This is a genomic window from Enterobacter sp. BWH64 (assembly GCF_001037645.1).
GTDB lineage: Bacteria > Pseudomonadota > Gammaproteobacteria > Enterobacterales > Enterobacteriaceae > Enterobacter > Enterobacter hormaechei_C.
This window is the reverse complement of sequence record NZ_KQ089922.1, coordinates 4056726-4076295: the sequence shown is the minus strand read 5'-3', so window position 1 is coordinate 4076295 and position 19570 is coordinate 4056726. Positions and strand designations below refer to the sequence as shown.

At 57.5% G+C, this 19570-nt stretch carries 19 protein-coding genes and 3 tRNA genes; 13 read left to right on the top strand and 9 right to left on the bottom strand.

Annotated features, from left to right (window positions below):
* Window positions 1–119: 119 nt before the first annotated feature.
* Together norW and norV are read right to left on the bottom strand one after the other, a co-directional pair.
* A complete protein-coding gene (gene norW, locus SK50_RS19385) occupies window positions 120–1253 on the bottom strand; it encodes an NADH:flavorubredoxin reductase NorW (protein ID WP_045344503.1) in 1134 nt (377 codons plus the stop codon).
* Window positions 1250–2698: an anaerobic nitric oxide reductase flavorubredoxin gene (gene norV, locus SK50_RS19380; RefSeq protein ID WP_045344504.1), complete on the bottom strand. Its 1449-nt coding sequence runs from the start codon at window positions 2696–2698 to the stop codon at window positions 1250–1252. The genes norW and norV overlap by 4 nt, the downstream gene beginning before the upstream one ends.
* Window positions 2699–2885: 187 nt before the next feature.
* On the opposite strand from norV, the gene norR reads away from it, so the two are divergent.
* Window positions 2886–4400 (top strand): nitric oxide reductase transcriptional regulator NorR, encoded by a 1515-nt coding sequence (gene norR, locus SK50_RS19375; protein ID WP_045341533.1) that lies wholly within the window; start codon window positions 2886–2888, stop codon window positions 4398–4400.
* Here norR and gutQ read toward each other — a convergent pair.
* The 7 genes from gutQ to srlA all read right to left on the bottom strand — a co-directional run bounded on the left by gutQ (window position 4397) and on the right by srlA (window position 9331).
* On the bottom strand, window positions 4397–5362 hold the full coding sequence (gene gutQ, locus SK50_RS19370) for an arabinose-5-phosphate isomerase GutQ (RefSeq protein ID WP_015571677.1): 966 nt from the start codon (window positions 5360–5362) through the stop codon (window positions 4397–4399). The two genes, norR and gutQ, sit on opposite strands and share 4 nt — an antisense overlap.
* Window positions 5355–6128 (bottom strand): glucitol operon DNA-binding transcriptional repressor SrlR, encoded by a 774-nt coding sequence (locus SK50_RS19365; protein WP_015571676.1) that lies wholly within the window; start codon window positions 6126–6128, stop codon window positions 5355–5357. The genes gutQ and SK50_RS19365 overlap by 8 nt, the downstream gene beginning before the upstream one ends.
* Before the next feature lie 63 nt (window positions 6129–6191).
* Window positions 6192–6551 (bottom strand): transcriptional regulator GutM, encoded by a 360-nt coding sequence (gene gutM, locus SK50_RS19360; protein ID WP_045333224.1) that lies wholly within the window; start codon window positions 6549–6551, stop codon window positions 6192–6194.
* Window positions 6552–6642: 91 nt separating this feature from the next.
* The gene (srlD, locus tag SK50_RS19355; protein ID WP_045339987.1) at window positions 6643–7422 is read right to left on the bottom strand and encodes a sorbitol-6-phosphate dehydrogenase; all 780 of its coding nucleotides are present in this window, start codon (window positions 7420–7422) and stop codon (window positions 6643–6645) included.
* Window positions 7423–7436: 14 nt separating this feature from the next.
* Window positions 7437–7799 carry a PTS glucitol/sorbitol transporter subunit IIA gene (gene srlB, locus SK50_RS19350; protein WP_017692786.1) on the bottom strand — a complete coding sequence of 121 codons (363 nt, stop codon included), beginning with the start codon at window positions 7797–7799 and terminating at the stop codon, window positions 7437–7439.
* A 12-nt stretch (window positions 7800–7811) separates the two neighbouring features.
* Window positions 7812–8771, bottom strand: a complete 960-nt coding sequence (locus SK50_RS19345; protein WP_048229838.1) for a PTS glucitol/sorbitol transporter subunit IIB — start codon at window positions 8769–8771, stop codon at window positions 7812–7814.
* Window positions 8768–9331, bottom strand: coding sequence for a PTS glucitol/sorbitol transporter subunit IIC (gene srlA, locus SK50_RS19340; protein ID WP_045344506.1), 564 nt, complete (start codon window positions 9329–9331; stop codon window positions 8768–8770). The genes SK50_RS19345 and srlA overlap by 4 nt, the downstream gene beginning before the upstream one ends.
* Window positions 9332–9582: 251 nt before the next feature.
* On the opposite strand from srlA, the gene mltB reads away from it, so the two are divergent.
* The 12 genes from mltB (at window position 9583) to SK50_RS19280 (ending at window position 19565) form a co-directional block, all read left to right on the top strand.
* Window positions 9583–10683, top strand: a complete 1101-nt coding sequence (gene mltB, locus SK50_RS19335; RefSeq protein ID WP_015571672.1) for a lytic murein transglycosylase B — start codon at window positions 9583–9585, stop codon at window positions 10681–10683.
* Between the two features lie 290 nt (window positions 10684–10973).
* A complete protein-coding gene (locus SK50_RS19330; protein ID WP_017382783.1) occupies window positions 10974–11627 on the top strand; it encodes a metal ABC transporter ATP-binding protein in 654 nt (217 codons plus the stop codon).
* Window positions 11624–12484, top strand: a complete 861-nt coding sequence (locus tag SK50_RS19325; RefSeq protein WP_015571669.1) for a metal ABC transporter permease — start codon at window positions 11624–11626, stop codon at window positions 12482–12484. Before SK50_RS19330 ends, SK50_RS19325 begins: the two co-directional genes overlap by 4 nt.
* A gap of 14 nt (window positions 12485–12498) precedes the next feature.
* On the top strand, window positions 12499–13377 hold the full coding sequence (locus SK50_RS19320) for a metal ABC transporter substrate-binding protein (protein ID WP_022649141.1): 879 nt from the start codon (window positions 12499–12501) through the stop codon (window positions 13375–13377).
* 130 nt (window positions 13378–13507) lie between these two features.
* Complete coding sequence (gene pncC / locus SK50_RS19315; protein WP_003862172.1) at window positions 13508–14005, top strand: nicotinamide-nucleotide amidase; 498 nt, start codon at window positions 13508–13510, stop codon at window positions 14003–14005.
* Between the two features lie 89 nt (window positions 14006–14094).
* Window positions 14095–15153: a recombinase RecA gene (gene recA / locus SK50_RS19310; protein ID WP_015571667.1), complete on the top strand. Its 1059-nt coding sequence runs from the start codon at window positions 14095–14097 to the stop codon at window positions 15151–15153.
* Window positions 15154–15221: 68 nt separating this feature from the next.
* Complete coding sequence (gene recX, locus SK50_RS19305; RefSeq protein ID WP_017382782.1) at window positions 15222–15722, top strand: recombination regulator RecX; 501 nt, start codon at window positions 15222–15224, stop codon at window positions 15720–15722.
* Between the two features lie 131 nt (window positions 15723–15853).
* Entirely contained in the window at window positions 15854–18481 is a 2628-nt protein-coding gene (gene alaS, locus SK50_RS19300) for an alanine--tRNA ligase (RefSeq protein WP_015571666.1), read from the top strand.
* Between the two features lie 241 nt (window positions 18482–18722).
* Entirely contained in the window at window positions 18723–18908 is a 186-nt protein-coding gene (gene csrA, locus SK50_RS19295) for a carbon storage regulator CsrA (protein WP_000906486.1), read from the top strand.
* Between the two features lie 342 nt (window positions 18909–19250).
* A tRNA-Ser gene (locus SK50_RS19290) sits at window positions 19251–19343 on the top strand.
* A gap of 4 nt (window positions 19344–19347) precedes the next feature.
* Window positions 19348–19424, top strand: a tRNA-Arg gene (locus SK50_RS19285).
* A 64-nt stretch (window positions 19425–19488) separates the two neighbouring features.
* Window positions 19489–19565, top strand: a tRNA-Arg gene (locus SK50_RS19280).
* Window positions 19566–19570 lie beyond the last annotated feature (5 nt).

The window sequence follows — 19570 nt, the reverse complement described above, 5'->3', positions numbered from 1 at the left end:
GTGTAGCGATAAAAAAAAGCCCCGGGACATCGGGGCGGTGGACAATAAAATCCAAAGGTTAAGTAAGCGTGGCAGTACTGTAGGCCGGGTAAGCGGAGCGCCACCCGGCATGACGAGGGTTAAGCTGGTAGCGATTTCAGCAGCGCGAAGGCCTCCTTCATTCTGTCTTCGCTGACGACAAAGGCGCGCATCTGACCGTCGGTATCGGTGCCGCGCGCCACCATGCCCTGAGGCGAAAGGACAATCTCCCAGTCCAGATCCTGACGCTGCGTTTCACCTGCGAGATGCAGCGGTAGTTCCGGCGTTTTTACCTTCACCAGCATGGCGGGTAATTTCACCGGGGCGTTGCCGCCGAGCAGGTTTTTCGCCAGGAACATGGCGCTTAACTGAATCGGTTGCAGGAACGGCAGCACCTGGCCGTTAATTTCCGCGCAGTCGCCCAGGGCATAAATGTCCGGCCGGGTGGTTTGCAGGTAGCTGTCCACCTTCACGCCGCGATTGATCTCTGCGCCCGCGCGGTGCGCCAGCGCGGTTTCCGGGCGCAACCCCGTCGCCGCAATAACCACATCCACTTCAACGCTGCGGTTGCGGTCGAGCGTCGCACAAATGCCGGTTTCGGTTTTGCTCAGGCTCTGTAACTGCGATTTCAGCAGCAGATGCACGCCCATGTCGGTCAGACGATGCTGTAAGCGACTGCTTACTTCTGCTGGCATCAGCGCTGACAGAATGCTGGCCGCGTGGTCAACCAGGGTGACGGATTTTCCCGCCCGGCAGAAGTCCATCGCCAGCTCGGTGCCAATCAGTCCGCCGCCGACAATCATCACCCGCATGGCGTCGCGTAACAGGGTCTCGCTGGCCTGATACTCCTGCTGGCTGTTGAGCGTGACCATCAGCTCGCGGCCCTCAACCGGCGGCACAAACGCCGATGCCCCCGTCGCCAGCACCAGCTTGTCGTACTGCCAGGTTTTATCTTTCGCGTTCACCACGTGGGCGTCGGCGTCGATATCGGTGACCCAGGTGTACGGAAACAGACGCAGGTTAAACTGTTCTGCGAACTCCCCCGCCGTCTGGCGGGTGAGATCGTCGGCGCGCTGATTCTGGCTAATGACGTGGCTTAAATCAGGCTTGTTGTACTCATCCATGCTGTCGGCGGCGATCACCGTCAACGGCACGTTAGCATCCTGTTTGCGGATATTTTTCACCAGCTGGCGGGCGGCAAAGCCCGAGCCGATAATGACGATGCCGTGGCTCATTTTGCCTCCGTTGCCAGTTCATCAAAGACGTCTTTCCCGAGGGAACATTCCGGGCAGAGGAAGTTGTCCGGCACCTCGCTCCACGGCGTACCCGGCGCGACATCCTGCAACGGCTCGCCCAGCTCAGGATCGTAAATCCACTGGCAGACGCTGCACTGCATGCAAGGGCCGAGGTCGGCAGCGGCAGGAGCGGCTTCTGCTTCAGCTTCCGGCGTAACCGCCGCGGCGGGTGCGGTTTCCGGCAGCGGTGCAAGCGCCCACTGGCGGGCAATGTCGCGACCGTGCTGGCGACAGATTTCCAGCGCGTCGAGATCCGGACGCCATTTCGCCTTCAGGCTCAGGGACATCTCAAAACCGGCATCCTGTAAACGGGTGGAGAGACGGTCTACCGCGCCGCCGCTCCAGCCGTGTGAACCAAAGGCGCTGGCGCGTTTGTTACGAAAGCGCAGGCCGGTCATCTCTTCCACCAGTCCGGCAATTTTCGGCATCATCACGTTATTCATGGTGGAGGTACCCACCAGCACGCCTTTGGAGCGGAAGACGTTGGTCAATACCTCATTCTTATCGCTGCGCGCCACGTTGAAGATTTTCACCGCCACGTTCGGGTCAACTTCGTTGATGCCTTGGGCAATGGCGTCCGCCATCATGCGGGTGTTGTTGGACATGGTGTCGTAGAAGATGGTGATGCGATCTTCCTGATAGTCCGCCGCCCACTTCAGGTACAGTTCGACAATCTGGGTTGGATTTTCACGCCATACCACGCCGTGGGAGGTGGCAATCATATCCACCGGCAGGTTGAAGCCGAGGATCTCGGTAATTTTTGGCGTGACCAGACGGCTGAACGGGGTCAGGATGTTGGCGTAGTAGCGCTGGCACTGTTCGAACAGCTCGGTCTGATCCACTTCGTCGTTGAACAGACGTTCGTCACAGTAGTGCTGGCCGAAGGCGTCGTTACTGAACAGCACCGCGTCACCGGTCATGTAGGTCATCATGCTGTCCGGCCAGTGCAGCATTGGGGTTTCCACGAAGATCAGCTGTTTGCCATTGCCGATATCCAGCGTGTCGCCGGTTTTCACGGTGTGGAAGTTCCACTCCGGATGGTGGTGGTGGCCGTTGATGGAGTCAATGGCGTTGGTGGTGCAGTAGATCGGGGTATCCGGAATGTGGGACATCAGCTCGGTCAGCGCCCCGGCATGATCCTCTTCCGCGTGGTTGATGATAATGTAGTCGATGTCATTCAGATCGATTTCGCTGCGCAGGTTCTGCACGAACTCGCGGCTGAATTTGTGATCGACGGTATCGATCAGGACGTTTTTACCTTCACGAATGAGATAGCTGTTGTAGCTGCTGCCGCGCAGCGTTTTGTATTCCGTCCCGTGAAAATCACGTACTTCCCAGTCACGTTGACCCACCCAATGAATGTTATTTTTAACCAGAATAGACATAGCAACCTCAACTTAATACGGCGTTTTCAAATAAGATGACTGTCATATATCAAGTTGCGTGCCAACTTTTTAACTTGTTGAAAATAATGTGTTTTCGTTTCGATGCCCCCTAATGGGTAGTCATTTTGACTATCTTAAAAATTGTCAATATGACACTATGTATTGTCAAAATGACAGTGAGGCAGAGATGAGCTTTTCCGTAGATGTGCTGGCGAAGATCGCCATAGAACTGCAAACCGGTATTGGTCATCAGGACCGCTTTCAGCGGCTGATCTCCACGTTGCGCCACGTGCTGGATTGCGATGCGTCGGCGCTGCTGCGTTACGAAGGGCGGCAGTTTATTCCGCTGGCTATCGACGGTCTGGCGAAGGACGTACTCGGGCGGCGCTTTACCCTGGAGGGCCACCCGCGTCTGGAAACCATCGCCCGCGCGGGTGACGTGGTGCGTTTCCCGGCAGACAGCGATCTGCCCGATCCGTACGACGGCCTGATCCCCGGACAGGAGAGCCTGAAGGTGCACGCCTGTATCGGCCTGCCGCTGTTTGCCGGGCAGAACCTGATTGGCGCGTTAACCCTCGACGGCATGTCGCCGGATCAGTTCGATACCTTCAGCGACGAAGAGCTACGGCTGATTGCCGCGCTGGCGGCCGGGGCGCTGAACAACGCCCTGCTGATAGAACAGCTGGAGAGCCAGAATATTCTTCCGGGTAGCCCGACGGCGTTTGAGCAGGTGGCGCACACCGAAATGATCGGCCTTTCGCCGGGCATGGCGCAGCTCAAAAAAGAGATTGAGATTGTCGCCGCGTCTGATTTGAACGTGCTGATCTTCGGGGAGACCGGCACCGGTAAAGAGCTGGTGGCAAAAGCGATCCACGAAGCCTCGCCCCGTGCGGTGAATCCGCTGGTCTATCTCAACTGCGCGGCGTTGCCGGAAAGCGTGGCGGAAAGCGAGCTGTTCGGACACGTCAAAGGGGCCTTTACCGGGGCGATCAGCAACCGCAGCGGCAAGTTCGAAATGGCTGATAACGGCACGCTGTTCCTCGATGAAATTGGCGAACTCTCCCTTTCGCTCCAGGCCAAACTGCTGCGGGTGTTGCAGTATGGCGATATTCAACGCGTGGGAGACGATCGCAGCTTACGCGTGGATGTGCGCGTGCTGGCGGCGACGAACCGCGATCTGCGCGAAGCGGTGCTGGCGGGGAATTTCCGCGCCGATCTGTTCCACCGTCTGAGCGTGTTCCCGCTCACGGTGCCGCCGCTGCGCGAGCGGGGCGAGGATGTGGTTCTGCTGGCGGGCTTTTTCTGCGAACAGTGTCGGCTCAAAATGGGGCTTTCCCGCGTGGTGCTAAGTCCCGGCGCGAGGACGCACCTGCTGAGCTACGGCTGGCCGGGTAACGTGCGTGAGCTGGAACATGCGATCCACCGCGCGGTGGTGCTGGCGCGGGCAACGCGTTCGGGGGATGAAGTGGTTATTCATGCGCGCCATTTCGCGCTGCATGAGGAAACGATGCCGCCCGTGAAGCCGGTGATACCTGAGAGCGTGAACGAAAACCTGCGCGAGGCGACGGATGCGTTCCAGCGTCAGATGATCGCCCGCGCGCTGGAGCAGAATAACCGCAGCTGGGCGGCGTGCGCGCGGGCGCTGGAGATGGACGTCGCCAACCTTCACAGGCTGGCGAAACGTCTGGGGCTGAAGGGTTAAATAATCCCCGCCTGGTAGAAGTCTTGCAGGTTGATCGCGCCGCACAGCCTGCCGTGCTCGTCCACCACCGGCGCGGCGGTGATTTTGCGCTTCATCAGCACCTCTTTGGCTTCAATCGCGCGGCTGTCGGCATTCAGCGTCAGCCCGCCCTGGGTCATTGCTTCGGATACCCGCGCCTCCAGCTTGCCGCCGCCCACCAGCCAGCGGCGCAGGTCGCCGTCGGTGAAGACGCCCTTCACCTGGCGGTCATTGTCGCATACCGCAACCAGCCCCAGCCCGGTGCGGCTCAGCTCCAGCATGGCGTCCATCACGCTGGTGTCGAGTTTGACCTGAGGAATGGCATCGTCCGTGCGCATCAGGTGGTGAACTTTGTTGAGCAGACGAGCCCCAAGCGCGCCCGCAGGATGGGAGCGGGCGAAATCTTCCTCATTAAAACCGCGCGCCTGCATCACCGCCATCGCCAGGGCGTCGCCCATCATCAGCGTGTTGACGGTGCTGGAGGTCGGTGCCAGGTGCATCGGACAGGCTTCGCGCTCAACGGAAATATCCAGGGTTGCTTTCGCGGCCAGCGCCAGCGGCGAACGGGATTTGCCGGTCATCGCTAACAGGGCCACCGATTTTTCTTGCAGGCGAGGGATGATGAGATCCAGCTCTTTGGCTGAACCGGAGTAGGAGATAAACAGCATCACGTCGCGGCTTTCGATCATCCCCAGATCGCCGTGCAGCGCTTCGGCAGGATGCACGAAGAACGCCGGGGTGCCGGTGCTGGCAAGCGTCGCGGCAATCTTCTTGCCGATATGACCGGATTTACCGATACCCGCCACGATCACTTTGCCCTCGCAGTGGATAATGGTGTTGGCTGCACGAACAAAATCCTCACCCAGACGTTCCGGCAGGCGGCTGGCTTCCTGTAGCTCCAGCAGCAGGGTCTGACGGCCTGCGTTTAACAGAAAATCACTCATTTTTCTCTCCGGTTACGATCACGTCGATGCCCTTCGCTTCCAGCGCTTTTTTAAATGCCGGATCGATACCTGCGTCGGTAATCAGCTTATCGACGCTTTCAAGGCTACAGACAATGTTGGGGCTTTTACGGCCAAACTTCGACGAGTCCGCCATCAAAATCACTTCCCGCGCGGCGTTGCACATCGCTTTGCTGACGCTGAACACCTCGTTGAAGGTGGTCACGCCCGCGTTGAGGTCGATGCCGTCCGTGCCCATAAACAGCTTATCGAAGCTGAAGTGGTCGAAGGCATTCTCCGCCAGCTGCCCGTGAAACGACGCGGATTTTTTACGGAAGGTGCCACCGGGCATCAGGATGGTCTGCTCGCTGTCGAACTCTGACAGGGCATTGACGATGTGCAGGCTGTTGGTCATCACGGTGATGTTATTAAAGCGGCTGAGCAGCGGGATCATCTGTAGGACGGTACTGCCTGCGTCGAGGATAATGGAATCGCCGTCCTGGATAAATTTGACGGCGGCTTCGGCAATCAGCGCTTTCTGGTGGGTATTGATCAGTGTTTTGTGGTCGATAGGCGGGTCGGCTTCGTCTTTATTGAGCACCACGCCGCCGTAGGTACGAATGACGGCGCCGGAGTTTTCGAGCAACACCAGGTCCTTGCGTATTGTCGTGCCGGTGGTGTCAAAGTAGTGGGCCAGATCCTCTACCGAGCACTTTCCCTGCTTTTGCAGATGCTCAAGTATGGCCGCCTGCCGCTGACGTGGTTTCATAGGCGCTTCGTTCCTTACGTTGCGAAATGATAATTCCGCAAGTTTATAACTTTCACAACGAAATTATCCATGTTTCAGATTAAGCGCTAATGATAGTGCATTCTGACAGAGTGAATCATGGGGGAAGATCACATCAGGTTGTAATTCATGCAGCGAAATGCCGTCGATCGCCTGGATTTTGGTCGGACGGGCAAACACCGTTACGCCGCGCATGATGAGGGAATCGCAAACCATATTGTTTTCATCCAGCGCAACAGCGACGACAACCCGCGGTTTAAAGCGTCCGCCGGAACGCCCGACGCCCACGCGGCCTTTCTGGCACAGGGCATCAAAGGCGCGGTTAAACTGATGGATTTGCCAGCCGCCAAACGCCATCTGGCAAAGCCAGGAGAGGGCGGCGACGGTGATGAGTGCGGTGACCATATCGGCTCCTTAACTGCCGGGTGGCGGCTGCGCCTTACCCGGCCTACGGGGATTGTAGCCCCGGTAAGCGCAGCGCCACCGGGGAATGAACTCAGAACATCACCTGCCCACCGGTGACGTTAATCGACTGCCCGGTGCAGTACGAGGCTTTCGGGCTGGCGTAAAACAGCAGCATGTTCAGCACGTCCTGATAATCGCACCCGCGCTTCAGCGGCACTTTGTCGATGTAGTACTGTTCGACGTCCTCTGCTTTGATGCCAAGTTTGGCGGCATACTGCGGCAGCAGGGACTGGAACATCGGGGATTTCAGCAGATTACCCAGCATCAGCGCGTGCACGGTTATGCCGTATTCGGCCAGATCCAGCGCCAGAGACTGCGTCAGCCCGACGCCGCCAAACTTCGCCGCGCTGTAGCCGGAGTTGTGCTTGCTGCCCACTTTCCCCGATTTTGAGTTGATCTGAATGATGCGACCCTGAATACCGTCGCGGATCATCAGACGGGAAAATTCGCGGGCGCAGAGGAAATAGCCCACCAGATTCACCTGCAACGAGCGATCAAAATCCCCCAGTTCGAAATCGCTGATAAAGGCCGCTTTCGCAATCCCCGCGCTGTAGACCAGCAGATCGGTGCGACCAAAAATCTCATCCACGCCGCGGGCCAGCGCCATCACGCTCTGCTCGCTGGTGGCGTCGGCGCCAAATCCATACGCCATCCCTTCGCCAAATTCGGTGTTGATGGCGTCCGCTACGCGGGCGGCTTTCTCACTCTGAATATCCACGACCGCCACGCGGTAGCCCTCTGCGACAAGCCCATGGCAGAGGAACTCGCCTAAGGTTTGTCCCCCACCAATGACAACGGCAACCTGACTCATGTGTCTCTCCTTTATTACGAAATAAATTTTAACGTGCAGCCTGGGGTGACGGCCTGCGGAACCGGCCCCTCAACGTGAACCGTGCCGGGATACTCCGCCCGCGGCTGGCCGTCGAAACGCAAGGTGATGTGCCCCAGCTCGCGCAGGTTTTGCTCGGCGACGTCACCGACGGCGGTTACGGCATAGCGCGCCTTGCCCAGTTCCAGCTGGCCACCGGCCTTCAGCTCGCCGTTTAACTCGCCGTGGCAGTGGATGAAGCAAAACTCTTCGATATCTGCCGGGGCCCCTTCGCGGAAGGTGATCAGCATCTGGTCGCTCAGCGCATCGGCTGCGCTCTGGCCGATGCGGGTAATGGTGGTCTGGTAAATCACGGTCATGGCAGGAACCTCTTATTGATAAATAAAGCCGGAGACAAACCAGGCAATTAGCACCGTTGGCGCGCCCGTCAGGAAGCGGCTCACCAGCACGGAGGGGACGCCCACGCGCACGGTCTCCTGGCGCGCTTCCGCCAGCGACAGCCCGACGGGGATGAAGTCGCACGCCGCCTGAGCGTTAATGGCAAACAGGGCGGGCAGGGCGAGGTGCGGGGGAATATTCCCCAGACCAATCTGCACGCCAATCAGCACGCCGATGACCTGGGCAATCACCGCGCCCGGGCCGAGAAACGGCGACAGCAGCGGGAAGGAGCAGATCAGCGCCAGCGTCACCAGGCCGAGCGGGTGGCTGGCGAGCGGGGCGAGGCCGTGGGCAATCCAGTCGCCGAGGCCGGAGGCCATGATGATGCCGATCAGCGCCGAGACGAACGCCATAAACGGCAGAATGGTTTTCAGCACCGTGTCGATGGTGTCGCGCCCGGACTGAAACAGAACCGCCACGGCGGACCCCATCCCCATCCCGACCTTCGCCAGCAGGCCGTCGCTCTGCTCGGTGATTTTTTTGCTGGTGTCGTAGTCGCGCGGGGCTGCTTTTTGCGGCGCGGGTGTGCCATTCACCAGCGTGATGTTGTCCTCCTTCACGCCCGAGACATAAATGTCCTCAAGGATGTACTGCGCCAGCGGGCCTGATTTGCCCGTGGAGTGAATATTCACCGTCGGAATGCGGCGCTTCGGGTAGATGCCGCAGCGCAGCGTGCCGCCGCAGTCGATTACCGCCACGCCGATTTCCGCTTCCGGCGGCTCGCCTTCCTTGAAGCCGTCGACCGCTTCCCAGCCGGTCAGCTCGCGCAGCCTGTCGACGATCGCCGGGCGCGTGCCCGCGGTGATGTAGACGATCTTTTTGCCTTCGGTGGCGTCGAACTCCAGCGGGCCGCCCCAGCCGCCCGTGTCTTTCTCTATGCGGATCCGGTTCATGCTGTGGCTCCTGAAAGATGGACTTTCTCATCAAGCTGGATGCCCATTTTTTTCTCAAAAATGGCGGTGGTGAGGTCCGTCACCCAGCCGCGGAAGAAGTTGGTGACCAGGCCGACCAGCAGATAGCTCACCGCCAGCGGGCCGAGCGGCAGTCCCAGCGTAGTGAGACCGCTGGCAATCCCGAGGTAAACAAACAGCTCGCCGGGGTTAATGTGCGGGAACAGGCCGTTCATTGAATGGCAGCTGTAGGAGGCGGCGGCGTAATAACTCGGCTTGTACTTCTCTGGCATAAAGCGGCCGAGGCTTAAGGTCATCGGGTTGCAGAACACAAAGGTGCCGATGAAGGGCAGGATCAGGTAGCGGGACAGCGGATTGCCGGCACAGCGCTGGGCGAAGCGTTCAATACGCTGCTGGCCGATAAAGTTAATCAGGGCGTTCATGATCACCAGCAGGCTGATCAGCAGGGGCAGGATCCCGGTCACCATGCCGGTGAATACCTCGCCGCCTTTCTGAAACAGCCCGATGAACCACTCGGCGCCGTGGGTGATGGTTTCTATCATTCTTCTCTCCTGTAGGGCGTTTGTTTTTGTCTATCTGCGGCTAATAATAATCACTTTGAAAGGTTTTAAAGTGTTAATCAGATCTCACAATGAAAGAAAAGTGTATTGTTTTGAAAGTTTATTGGTGAGGTGAATAATTTTTGGTGGAAAAAAGCGCGGATTTGCGCTGAGGGGGGGCGTACCGCTTCCTTGAGGAGTTGGGGATGCTTTACCATACTGGGCTCTTACCGAACTCGTTAAATGGATGCCACATGTTCAAGCGTCGTTATGCAGCGCTGTTGCCTGCGCTTATTCTCCTGTCCGCCTGTAGTAGCAAACCCAAGACCGAAGCCGCTCAGCCAACGGCGGGCGCGCCTTCCGGAGGATTCCTGCTGGAGCCGCAGCACAATATGATGCAGATGGGCGGCGACTTCGCGAATAACCCTGCGGCCGAACAGTTCATCGATAAAATGGTGAGCAAGCACGGTTTTGACCGCCAGCAGCTGCATGCCATTTTGTCTCAGGCGAAGCGTCTGGACTACGTGCTGCGCCTGATGGACAGGCAGGCGCCGACAGCCCAGGTGCCGACCGGGCCAAACGGCGCGTGGCTGCGCTATCGCAAACAGTTTATTACCCCGGACAACGTGCAGAATGGCGTGGTGTTCTGGAATCAGTATGAAGACGCCCTGAACCGTGCGTGGCAGGTCTATGGCGTGCCGCCGGAGATCATCGTCGGTATTATTGGGGTCGAGACCCGCTGGGGACGCATTATGGGTAAAACCCGCATCCTTGATGCGCTGGCGACGCTCTCCTTCAACTACCCGCGCCGCGCCGAGTATTTCTCTTCCGAGCTGGAAACCTTCCTGCTGATGGCGCGAGACGAACAGGACGATCCGCTCGATCTGAAAGGGTCGTTCGCCGGGGCTATGGGCTACGGCCAGTTTATGCCGTCCTCCTATAAGCAGTACGCGGTAGATTTTAACGGGGATGGTCACATCAACCTGTGGGATCCCGAAGACGCCATTGGCAGCGTGGCCAACTACTTCAAAGCGCATGGCTGGACGCCGGGCGGCCAGGTGGCGGTGCAGGCGAACGGCGAGGCGTTTGGTCTGGAAAACGGATTTAAAACCAAATACAGCGTGGCGCAGCTGGCAGCGGCAGGCTTAACGCCGTCGCAGCCGCTGGGCAATGTTGACCAGGTGAGCCTGCTGCGCCTGGATGTCGGAACCGGTTATCAGTACTGGTTCGGGCTGCCGAACTTCTACACCATTACCCGCTACAACCACAGCACGCACTATGCGATGGCGGTGTGGCAGCTGGGGCTGGCGGTGTCTCAGGCGCGTGTGCCGGCAGCGTCACCGTTTAGCCAGTAAGTTACCCTGACGGGTAGGCCGGTTAAGGCAACGCCGCCACCCGGCATGGCTGCCCGCACCCTGACCCTCTCCCACGGGAGAGGGAAGTTTGCAGAAACATTTCGCCACACTCCCATTTCACTCCCACCGTTTACATCTTAATCGACTTTCATTATTGTTATGTTATAACATTATTTTTGAATTGAGATATCCATGTCCCTGTTTTCTCTCTCATCCCCGGTTCGGCTGCTGCTGGCGCTGGTGCTCATTCTGTTTCTCGGCCTGGCCGTGCGCTGGGCGGTGGCGTTACCATGATCGTGATGAACGACCTGGTGGCGGGTTACGATCGCCAGCCCGTTACGCGCGCGCTGTCCGGCGTGATTGAACGCGGGAGCATGACCGCTATCGTCGGGGCCAACGGCTGCGGCAAATCCACGCTGCTGAAAACGCTCGCCGGCTTTATTCCGCCCGTCAGCGGTACGTTTCGCTGGCAGGGGAGACGTCCGGTGGTGGGCTGGCTGGCGCAGCGTCACGCGCTGGAGGCGCAATTTCCTCTGACCGTGCAGGACGTGGTGAGTATGGGCTGCTGGCCAGCAATCTCACTGTTTGCCGGTTTTCGTCGGGATACCCGCATGCGCATTGCCGGCGCGCTGGAGCGCGTGGGGCTGGAGTCCATGGCGTTCTCTACCATAGATGAACTTTCCGGCGGCCAGTTTCAGCGCATGCTGTTTGCCCGCGTTTTGGTGCAGCAGGCGCCCCTGGTGATGCTGGATGAGCCTTTCACCGGCGTCGATGAAGCGACCTGCAACGTGCTGATGGATCTGATGCTGGAGATGTATATGCAGGGGCAGACCCTGCTGGCGGTACTGCACGACAGCGAACGCGTCTCGCGCCACTTCCCACAAACGCTGCGGCTGGATGCTGATACGCCGCACTGGAAAACCGAGCGGGTGAGGGTGGCATGATCTGGCATCTCTTCTTCCAGCCGTTTATTGAGTACGGCTTTATGCGGCGCGCGCTGGTGGTTTGCCTGGCGCTCTCCGTCAGCACCACTGCGCTGGGCGTATTTCTTCAACTGCGTCGGATGAGCCTTATGGGGGACGCCCTTTCTCACGCCATTTTGCCGGGTGTCGCGGTGGGCTATCTGCTCAGCGGGATGTCGCTGCTGGCAATGACTGTCGGCGGGTTTATTGCCGGGATCGCCGTTGCGCTGGTGGCCGGGCTGGTCAGCCGCCGCACGCCGCTTAAAGAGGATGCCAGCTTCGCGGGGTTTTACCTGGGCTCGCTGGCGCTGGGCGTCACGCTGGTGTCGCTGCGCGGTTCAAATGTCGATCTGCTTCATCTTCTGTTTGGCTCCATTCTCGCCGTGGATAGCGCGTCAGCCCTGTTCGTGACGGGCGTTTGCATGTTCACGCTCCTCACGCTGGCGATTTTTTATCGGGGGCTGGTCAGCGAAGCGTTTGATACCGCGTGGTTGCAGGTGAACGCGCGCTGGCTGCCCGGGATGTTACACGGTCTGTTTCTGGCGCTGCTGGTGCTCAACCTGGTAGCCGGTTTTCAGGTGCTCGGCACGCTGATGGCCGTCGGGCTGATGATGTTACCCGCCGTGGCGGCACGCTGCTGGGTGCGCACACTGCCAGGGTTACTTTTGATGGCGGGTATCAGCGGTATTTTTTGCGCGTGGCTGGGCTTAAGCCTTTCCTGGGCAGTGAGTCTGCCCGCCGGGCCCTCCATTGTGCTGACCGCCAGCGCATTGTTCTTTATTTCAGTTTTATTTGGCACGCGCAGCAGGCTGGCGGATAGCCTGCGGGCGCTTTTTTAACGCAAGGGGAAACGATGAAACGTACAGGATTAGCCGTGGCGCTCGCGCTCGGCATGATGACGCACGGCGTAATGGCGAAAACGCTTAATGTGGTGACCAGCTTTTCCATCCTGGGAGACATCACGCAGCAGGTTGGCGGCGATCGTGTGAAGGTGACGACGCTGGTGGGGCCGGACGGTGATCCCCATACTTTCGAACCTTCGCCCAAAGACAGCGCGGCGCTGAGTAAAGCTGACGTGGTGGTGGTCAATGGGCTGGGGCTGGAGGGCTGGCTCGACCGTCTGGTGAAAGCCTCCGGATTCAAAGGCCAACTGGTGGTTGCTTCGGACGGCGTGAAAACGCACACGCTGGAAGAGGACGGTAAAACCGTGACCGATCCGCACGCGTGGAACAGCGCGGCGAACGGCGCGCTGTATGCGCAAAATATTCTCTCAGGGCTGGTGAAGGCCGATCCTGAAGATACGGCGGCGCTTGAAGCTACCGGTAAACCCTATATTGCGCAGCTCTCTCAACTGGACGGTTGGGCTAAAAAGCGTTTCAGCGACATCCCACAGGCGAAGCGCAAAGTGCTGACCAGCCACGACGCCTTCGGCTATTTCAGCCGCGCCTACGGCGTGACGTTTATGGCGCCGCAGGGGCTGTCGTCTGAGAGTGAAGCCAGCGCGGCGCAGGTAGCGGAGATCATCAATCAGATTAAAGCTGACGGCGTGAAAACCTGGTTTATGGAAAACCAGCTTGACCCACGCCTGGTGAAGCAGATTGCGACCGCCACGGGCGCCCAGCCGGGTGGTGAACTTTACCCGGAAGCGCTGTCCGCGAAGGGCGGCGTGGCGGACACCTACGTCAAGGCGTTTCGCCACAATGTGGACACCCTCGCTAACAGCATGAAATAAGCGTCTCTCTGGCCGATGCGTCCGCATCGGCTTTTTTCTGAAGCCCCCTCGTAAAACCCGACGCGCATCCCCATATTTGATGAGAAAGTGCTATCTTGTGCTGCATGTTTTTCTAAGGCCTGGAGCGAGAATGACTGACCATGAATTGATGCAGCTAAGCGAAGTGGTGGGGCTGGCGCTGAAACAGCGCGGCGCGACTCTCACGACCGCAGAATCCTGCACCGGCGGCTGGGTGGCGAAAGCAATTACCGATATTGCTGGCAGTTCCGCCTGGTTTGAACGCGGCTTTGTGACCTACAGTAACGAGGCGAAAGCGCAGATGATCGGCGTGCGTGAAGCCACGCTTGAGCAGCATGGCGCGGTCAGCGAGCCGGTGGTGATCGAGATGGCGATTGGCGCGCTGAAAGAGGCGCGCGCAGATTACGCTATCTCCATCAGCGGTATCGCGGGGCCGGACGGCGGCAGCGACGTGAAGCCTGTCGGCACCGTCTGGTTTGGCTTTGCCACCTCAAAAGGTGAAGGGATCACCCGCCGGGAATGCTTCAGCGGCGACCGCGAAAGCGTGCGTCGTCAGGCAACGGAATACGCGTTAAAAACGCTCTGGCAACAATTTCTACAAAATACTTGATACTGTATGACTATACAGTATAATTGCCTCAACAGAACAGAAGTCCATGGTGAAGCGCAGTTGCTTCTCCCGGCATGACAGGAGTAATAATGGCTATCGACGAAAACAAACAGAAAGCGTTGGCGGCAGCACTGGGCCAGATCGAAAAGCAATTCGGTAAAGGCTCCATCATGCGCCTGGGTGAAGACCGTTCCATGGATGTGGAAACTATCTCCACTGGTTCGCTTTCTCTTGATATCGCACTGGGCGCTGGCGGTTTGCCGATGGGCCGTATCGTAGAAATCTACGGTCCGGAATCCTCGGGTAAAACTACCCTGACGTTGCAGGTTGTTGCGGCGGCACAGCGCGAAGGTAAAACCTGTGCGTTTATCGATGCCGAGCACGCGCTGGACCCGGTCTATGCCCGTAAACTGGGCGTTGATATCGACAACCTGCTGTGCTCCCAGCCGGACACCGGCGAGCAGGCACTGGAAATTTGTGACGCGCTGGCGCGCTCAGGTGCGGTTGACGTGATCATCGTCGACTCCGTTGCGGCGCTGACGCCAAAAGCGGAAATTGAAGGTGAAATCGGTGACTCTCACATGGGCCTCGCGGCACGTATGATGAGCCAGGCGATGCGTAAGCTGGCGGGTAACCTGAAGCAGTCCAATACGCTGCTGATCTTCATCAACCAGATCCGTATGAAAATTGGTGTAATGTTCGGTAACCCGGAAACCACCACCGGCGGTAACGCTCTGAAATTCTACGCTTCTGTCCGTCTGGATATCCGCCGTATCGGTGCGGTGAAAGAGGGGGATAACGTAGTCGGTAGCGAAACCCGCGTGAAGGTTGTGAAGAACAAAATCGCAGCACCGTTCAAACAGGCTGAGTTCCAGATCCTCTACGGCGAAGGTATCAACTTCCTCGGCGAGCTGGTTGACCTGGGCGTGAAAGAGAAGCTGATTGAAAAAGCGGGCGCATGGTACAGCTACAACGGTGACAAGATTGGTCAGGGTAAAGCGAATGCTATCTCCTGGCTGAAAGAGAACCCGGCGGCGGCGAAAGAGATTGAGAAGAAGGTGCGTGAACTCCTGCTGAACAACCAGGACTCTAAACCTGATTTCGTGGTCGACGGCGCGGATGCTGAAGAAACCAACGAAGACTTTTAATCCTCTCGGATAAAAATGAAGGGCTGCTGATGCGGCCCTTTTTGCATTTCTGAATCGACAGGTTTTTTATGAGTGAACCGACATCACGCCGACCAGCCTACTCACGCTTGCTGGATCGGGCCGTGCGTATTCTTGCCGTGCGTGACCATAGCGAACAGGAGCTGCGGCGGAAACTGTCAGCGCCCGTCATGAGCAAAAACGGTCCGGAAGACATTGATGCCACCGCGGAAGATTATGACCGCGTGGTTGCCTGGTGCTACGAGCATCACTATCTGGATGACGGCCGTTTTGCCGCTCGCTTTCTTGCCAGCCGTGGTCGTAAAGGCTATGGGCCAGCGCGTATCCGCCAGGAGCTGAACCAGAAAGGCGTAGCCCGTGAATCGATTGAAAAAGCCATGCGCGAAAGTGAAATTGACTGGTGCGAACTGGCGCGTGAGCAGGCGGTACGAAAGTACGGTGAGCCGCTGCCGCGTGAATTTTCAGAAAAAGTTAAAATCCAGCGCTTTTTGCTCTACCGCGGCTTCCTGATGGAAGATATTCAGGATATCTGGCGTAATTTTACCGATTGAACGCATGCGGGATTTTACTTCCCACTAAAGAAAACTTATCTTATTCCCACTTTTTCCAGTAGCTGGTCCGTCCAACTGTTTACAGATACAGATCTGCTGCGACATTTCGTTAGCTTGATTTCAGGATAATTATGAGCAAGAGCACCGCTGAGATCCGTCAGGCGTTTCTCGATTTTTTCCATAGTAAGGGACACCAGGTTGTTGCCAGCAGCTCCCTGGTACCGAACAATGACCCGACTCTGCTGTTTACCAACGCCGGGATGAACCAGTTCAAGGATGTGTTCCTTGGTCTCGACAAGCGTAATTATTCCCGCGCCACAACCTCACAGCGTTGCGTGCGTGCGGGCGGTAAACACAACGATCTGGAAAACGTCGGTTACACCGCGCGCCACCACACCTTCTTCGAAATGCTGGGTAACTTCAGCTTCGGCGACTATTTCAAACACGATGCCATTCAATACGCGTGGGAACTGCTGACCGGTGAAAACTGGTTCAATCTGCCGAAAGAGCGTCTGTGGGTGACCGTGTATGAGACCGATGACGAAGCGTTCGACATCTGGGAAAAAGAAGTGGGTATCCCGCGCGAACGTATCATCCGTATCGGTGACAACAAAGGCGCGCCTTACGCGTCTGATAACTTCTGGCAGATGGGCGACACCGGCCCTTGCGGTCCGTGCACCGAGATCTTCTACGATCATGGCGACCACATCTGGGGTGGCCCTCCGGGAAGCGCGGAAGAAGATGGCGATCGCTACATTGAGATCTGGAACATCGTCTTCATGCAGTTCAACCGTCAGGCCGACGGCACCATGGAGCCGCTGCCAAAACCGTCCGTAGATACCGGTATGGGCCTTGAGCGTATCGCGGCCGTTCTGCAACACGTTAACTCCAACTATGAGATTGACCTGTTCAGCACCCTGATCAAAGCCGTTGCTGAGGTAACGGGCGCAACCGATCTGAGCAACAAATCACTGCGCGTTATCGCAGACCATATTCGTTCCTGTGCGTTCCTGATTGCTGACGGCGTTATCCCGTCGAATGAAAACCGTGGCTATGTGCTGCGTCGTATAATTCGTCGTGCGATCCGCCATGGCAACATGCTGGGCGCGAAGGACACCTTCTTCTATAAACTCGTTGGGCCACTGATTGGCGTGATGGGCTCTGCCGGCGATGAGCTGAAACGCCAGCAGGCGCAGGTTGAACAGGTTCTGAAAACCGAAGAAGAGCAGTTTGCCCGTACGCTGGAACGCGGTCTGGCGCTGCTGGACGACGAGCTGGCGAAACTCAAGGGCGACACGCTGGATGGCGAAACCGCTTTCCGCCTGTACGACACCTACGGCTTCCCGGTTGACCTGACCGCGGACGTTTGCCGCGAGCGCAACATCAAAGTTGACGAAGCAGGCTTTGAAGCCGCAATGGAAGAACAGCGTCGTCGTGCGCGTGAATCCAGCGGTTTTGGCGCGGACTACAACGCGATGATCCGCGTTGATAGCGCGTCTGAATTTAAAGGCTACGAAGAGCTGGCCCTGACCAGCAACGTGACCGCGCTGTTTGTTGACGGTAAAGCCGTAGACAGCATTAGCGCGGGCCAGGAAGCGGTTGTTATCCTGGATAAAACGCCGTTCTATGCGGAATCGGGCGGTCAGGTTGGCGATAAAGGCGAACTGAAAGGCAATGGCTTCAGCTTCAGCGTAAGCGATACCCAGAAATACGGTCAGGCGATTGGTCACCAGGGCAAACTGGTTTCCGGCTCTCTGAAAGTGGGCGAGGGCGTTCAGGCCAACGTTGACGAAGCTCGCCGCGCGCGCATTCGTCTGAACCACTCGGCAACCCACCTGATGCACGCAGCCCTGCGCGAAGTGCTGGGTACGCACGTTGCACAGAAAGGTTCTCTGGTTAATGACAAAGTGCTGCGTTTCGACTTCTCGCATTTTGAAGCGATGAAGCCGTCTGAAATTCGTGCGGTGGAAGACCTGGTGAATGCCCAGATCCGTCGTAACCTGCCAATCGAAACCCACATCATGGATCTCGAGGCAGCGAAGAAGAAAGGTGCGATGGCGCTGTTTGGCGAGAAATATGACGACCGCGTTCGCGTGCTGAGCATGGGCGACTTCTCTACCGAACTGTGTGGCGGTACTCACGCATCCCGCACCGGTGACATCGGCTTGTTCCGCATCGTTTCCGAGTCGGGGACGGCGGCAGGCGTGCGTCGTATTGAGGCGGTGACCGGGGAAGGCGCGATTGCCAGCCTGCATGCGCAGAGCGACCAGCTGCACGAGATCGCGCAGCTGCTGAAAGGCGATAGTCAGAACCTGGGCGAAAAAGTGCGTGTCGCGCTGGATCGTACCCGTCAGCTGGAAAAAGAACTCCAGCAGCTGAAAGAACAGGCTGCGGCGCAGGAGAGCGCAAACCTCTCCAGCAAAGCGGTAGACATTAAGGGCGTCAAACTGCTGGTCAGCGATCTGGCGGGCGTTGAGCCTAAGATGCTGCGTACCATGGTCGACGATCTGAAGAACCAGCTTGGTTCGACGGTTATCGTGCTGGCAACGGTCGCAGAGGGTAAGGTTTCTCTGATTGCGGGCGTCTCTAAGGATGTGACGGATCGTGTTAAAGCAGGGGAACTGATTGGCATGGTCGCCCAGCAGGTGGGTGGCAAAGGTGGCGGTCGTCCGGACATGGCGCAAGCCGGTGGTACGGATGCGGCGGCACTTCCCGCGGCATTAGCCAGCGTTGAAAGCTGGGTAAGCGCGAAACTGTAATAACTACAAAGCACAAGCAGACGCCATAGCGGTAACGTTATGGCGTCTTGCTCACTGCGCTATCGATAACGATAAAGTCAGGTTGAGTTTGTGTATATCGGCTAAACTTACGTTTAACAGAATGTGATGCCGTGACTGCTTACACTTTACGTGTTTGTCATCGCTTACTTTTTGGCGTTATATGATGGATAATGCCGGGATACAAGAGACCCGACTCTTTTAATCTTTCAAGGAGCAAAGAATGCTGATTCTGACTCGTCGAGTTGGTGAGACCCTCATGATTGGGGATGAGGTCACCGTGACAGTTTTAGGGGTAAAGGGTAACCAGGTACGTATTGGTGTTAACGCTCCTAAAGAAGTATCTGTCCACCGTGAAGAGATCTACCAGCGTATCCAGGCTGAAAAATCCCAGCAGTCCAGTTACTGATATTGTCGCGTCTCGCTGTCGGGCGAGACGCAACCCTCCTGCTATTTTTCCTGCATAAAGTTACCGTTCTATTTCAAACGCTTCGTTTTTGACCATTCTCATAATTTTATCTCATCCAAAAGACGCGCTTCTCTCAACACAATTCTGTGAAGATGCCTGCAAAATCCGCTTATAAAACACTCTCTTTGCGGCTTTTACATGCGAATTGGGTGCGAATTGTGCAAACGAAAAAAGCATGTGGAAAATTGTTTGACTTATAAGTCCCAGAAAGTAATATATGCGCCACGCAGCGACGAGAAGCTCTTAACGAGTTGCTCGAAGCACTCGAAAGAGGCGTTGTGTGGTGAGGTGGCCGAGAGGCTGAAGGCGCTCCCCTGCTAAGGGAGTATGCGGTCAAAAGCTGCATCCGGGGTTCGAATCCCCGCCTCACCGCCATTTTGCATCCGTAGCTCAGCTGGATAGAGTACTCGGCTACGAACCGAGCGGTCGGAGGTTCGAATCCTCCCGGATGCACCATCTATTACTTCATATTGCTTTCGAAGTGATATGAATATCGAGCAGTACAGTAGTAAATCCCGATGCATCCGTAGCTCAGCTGGATAGAGTACTCGGCTACGAACCGAGCGGTCGGAGGTTCGAATCCTCCCGGATGCACCATTTTT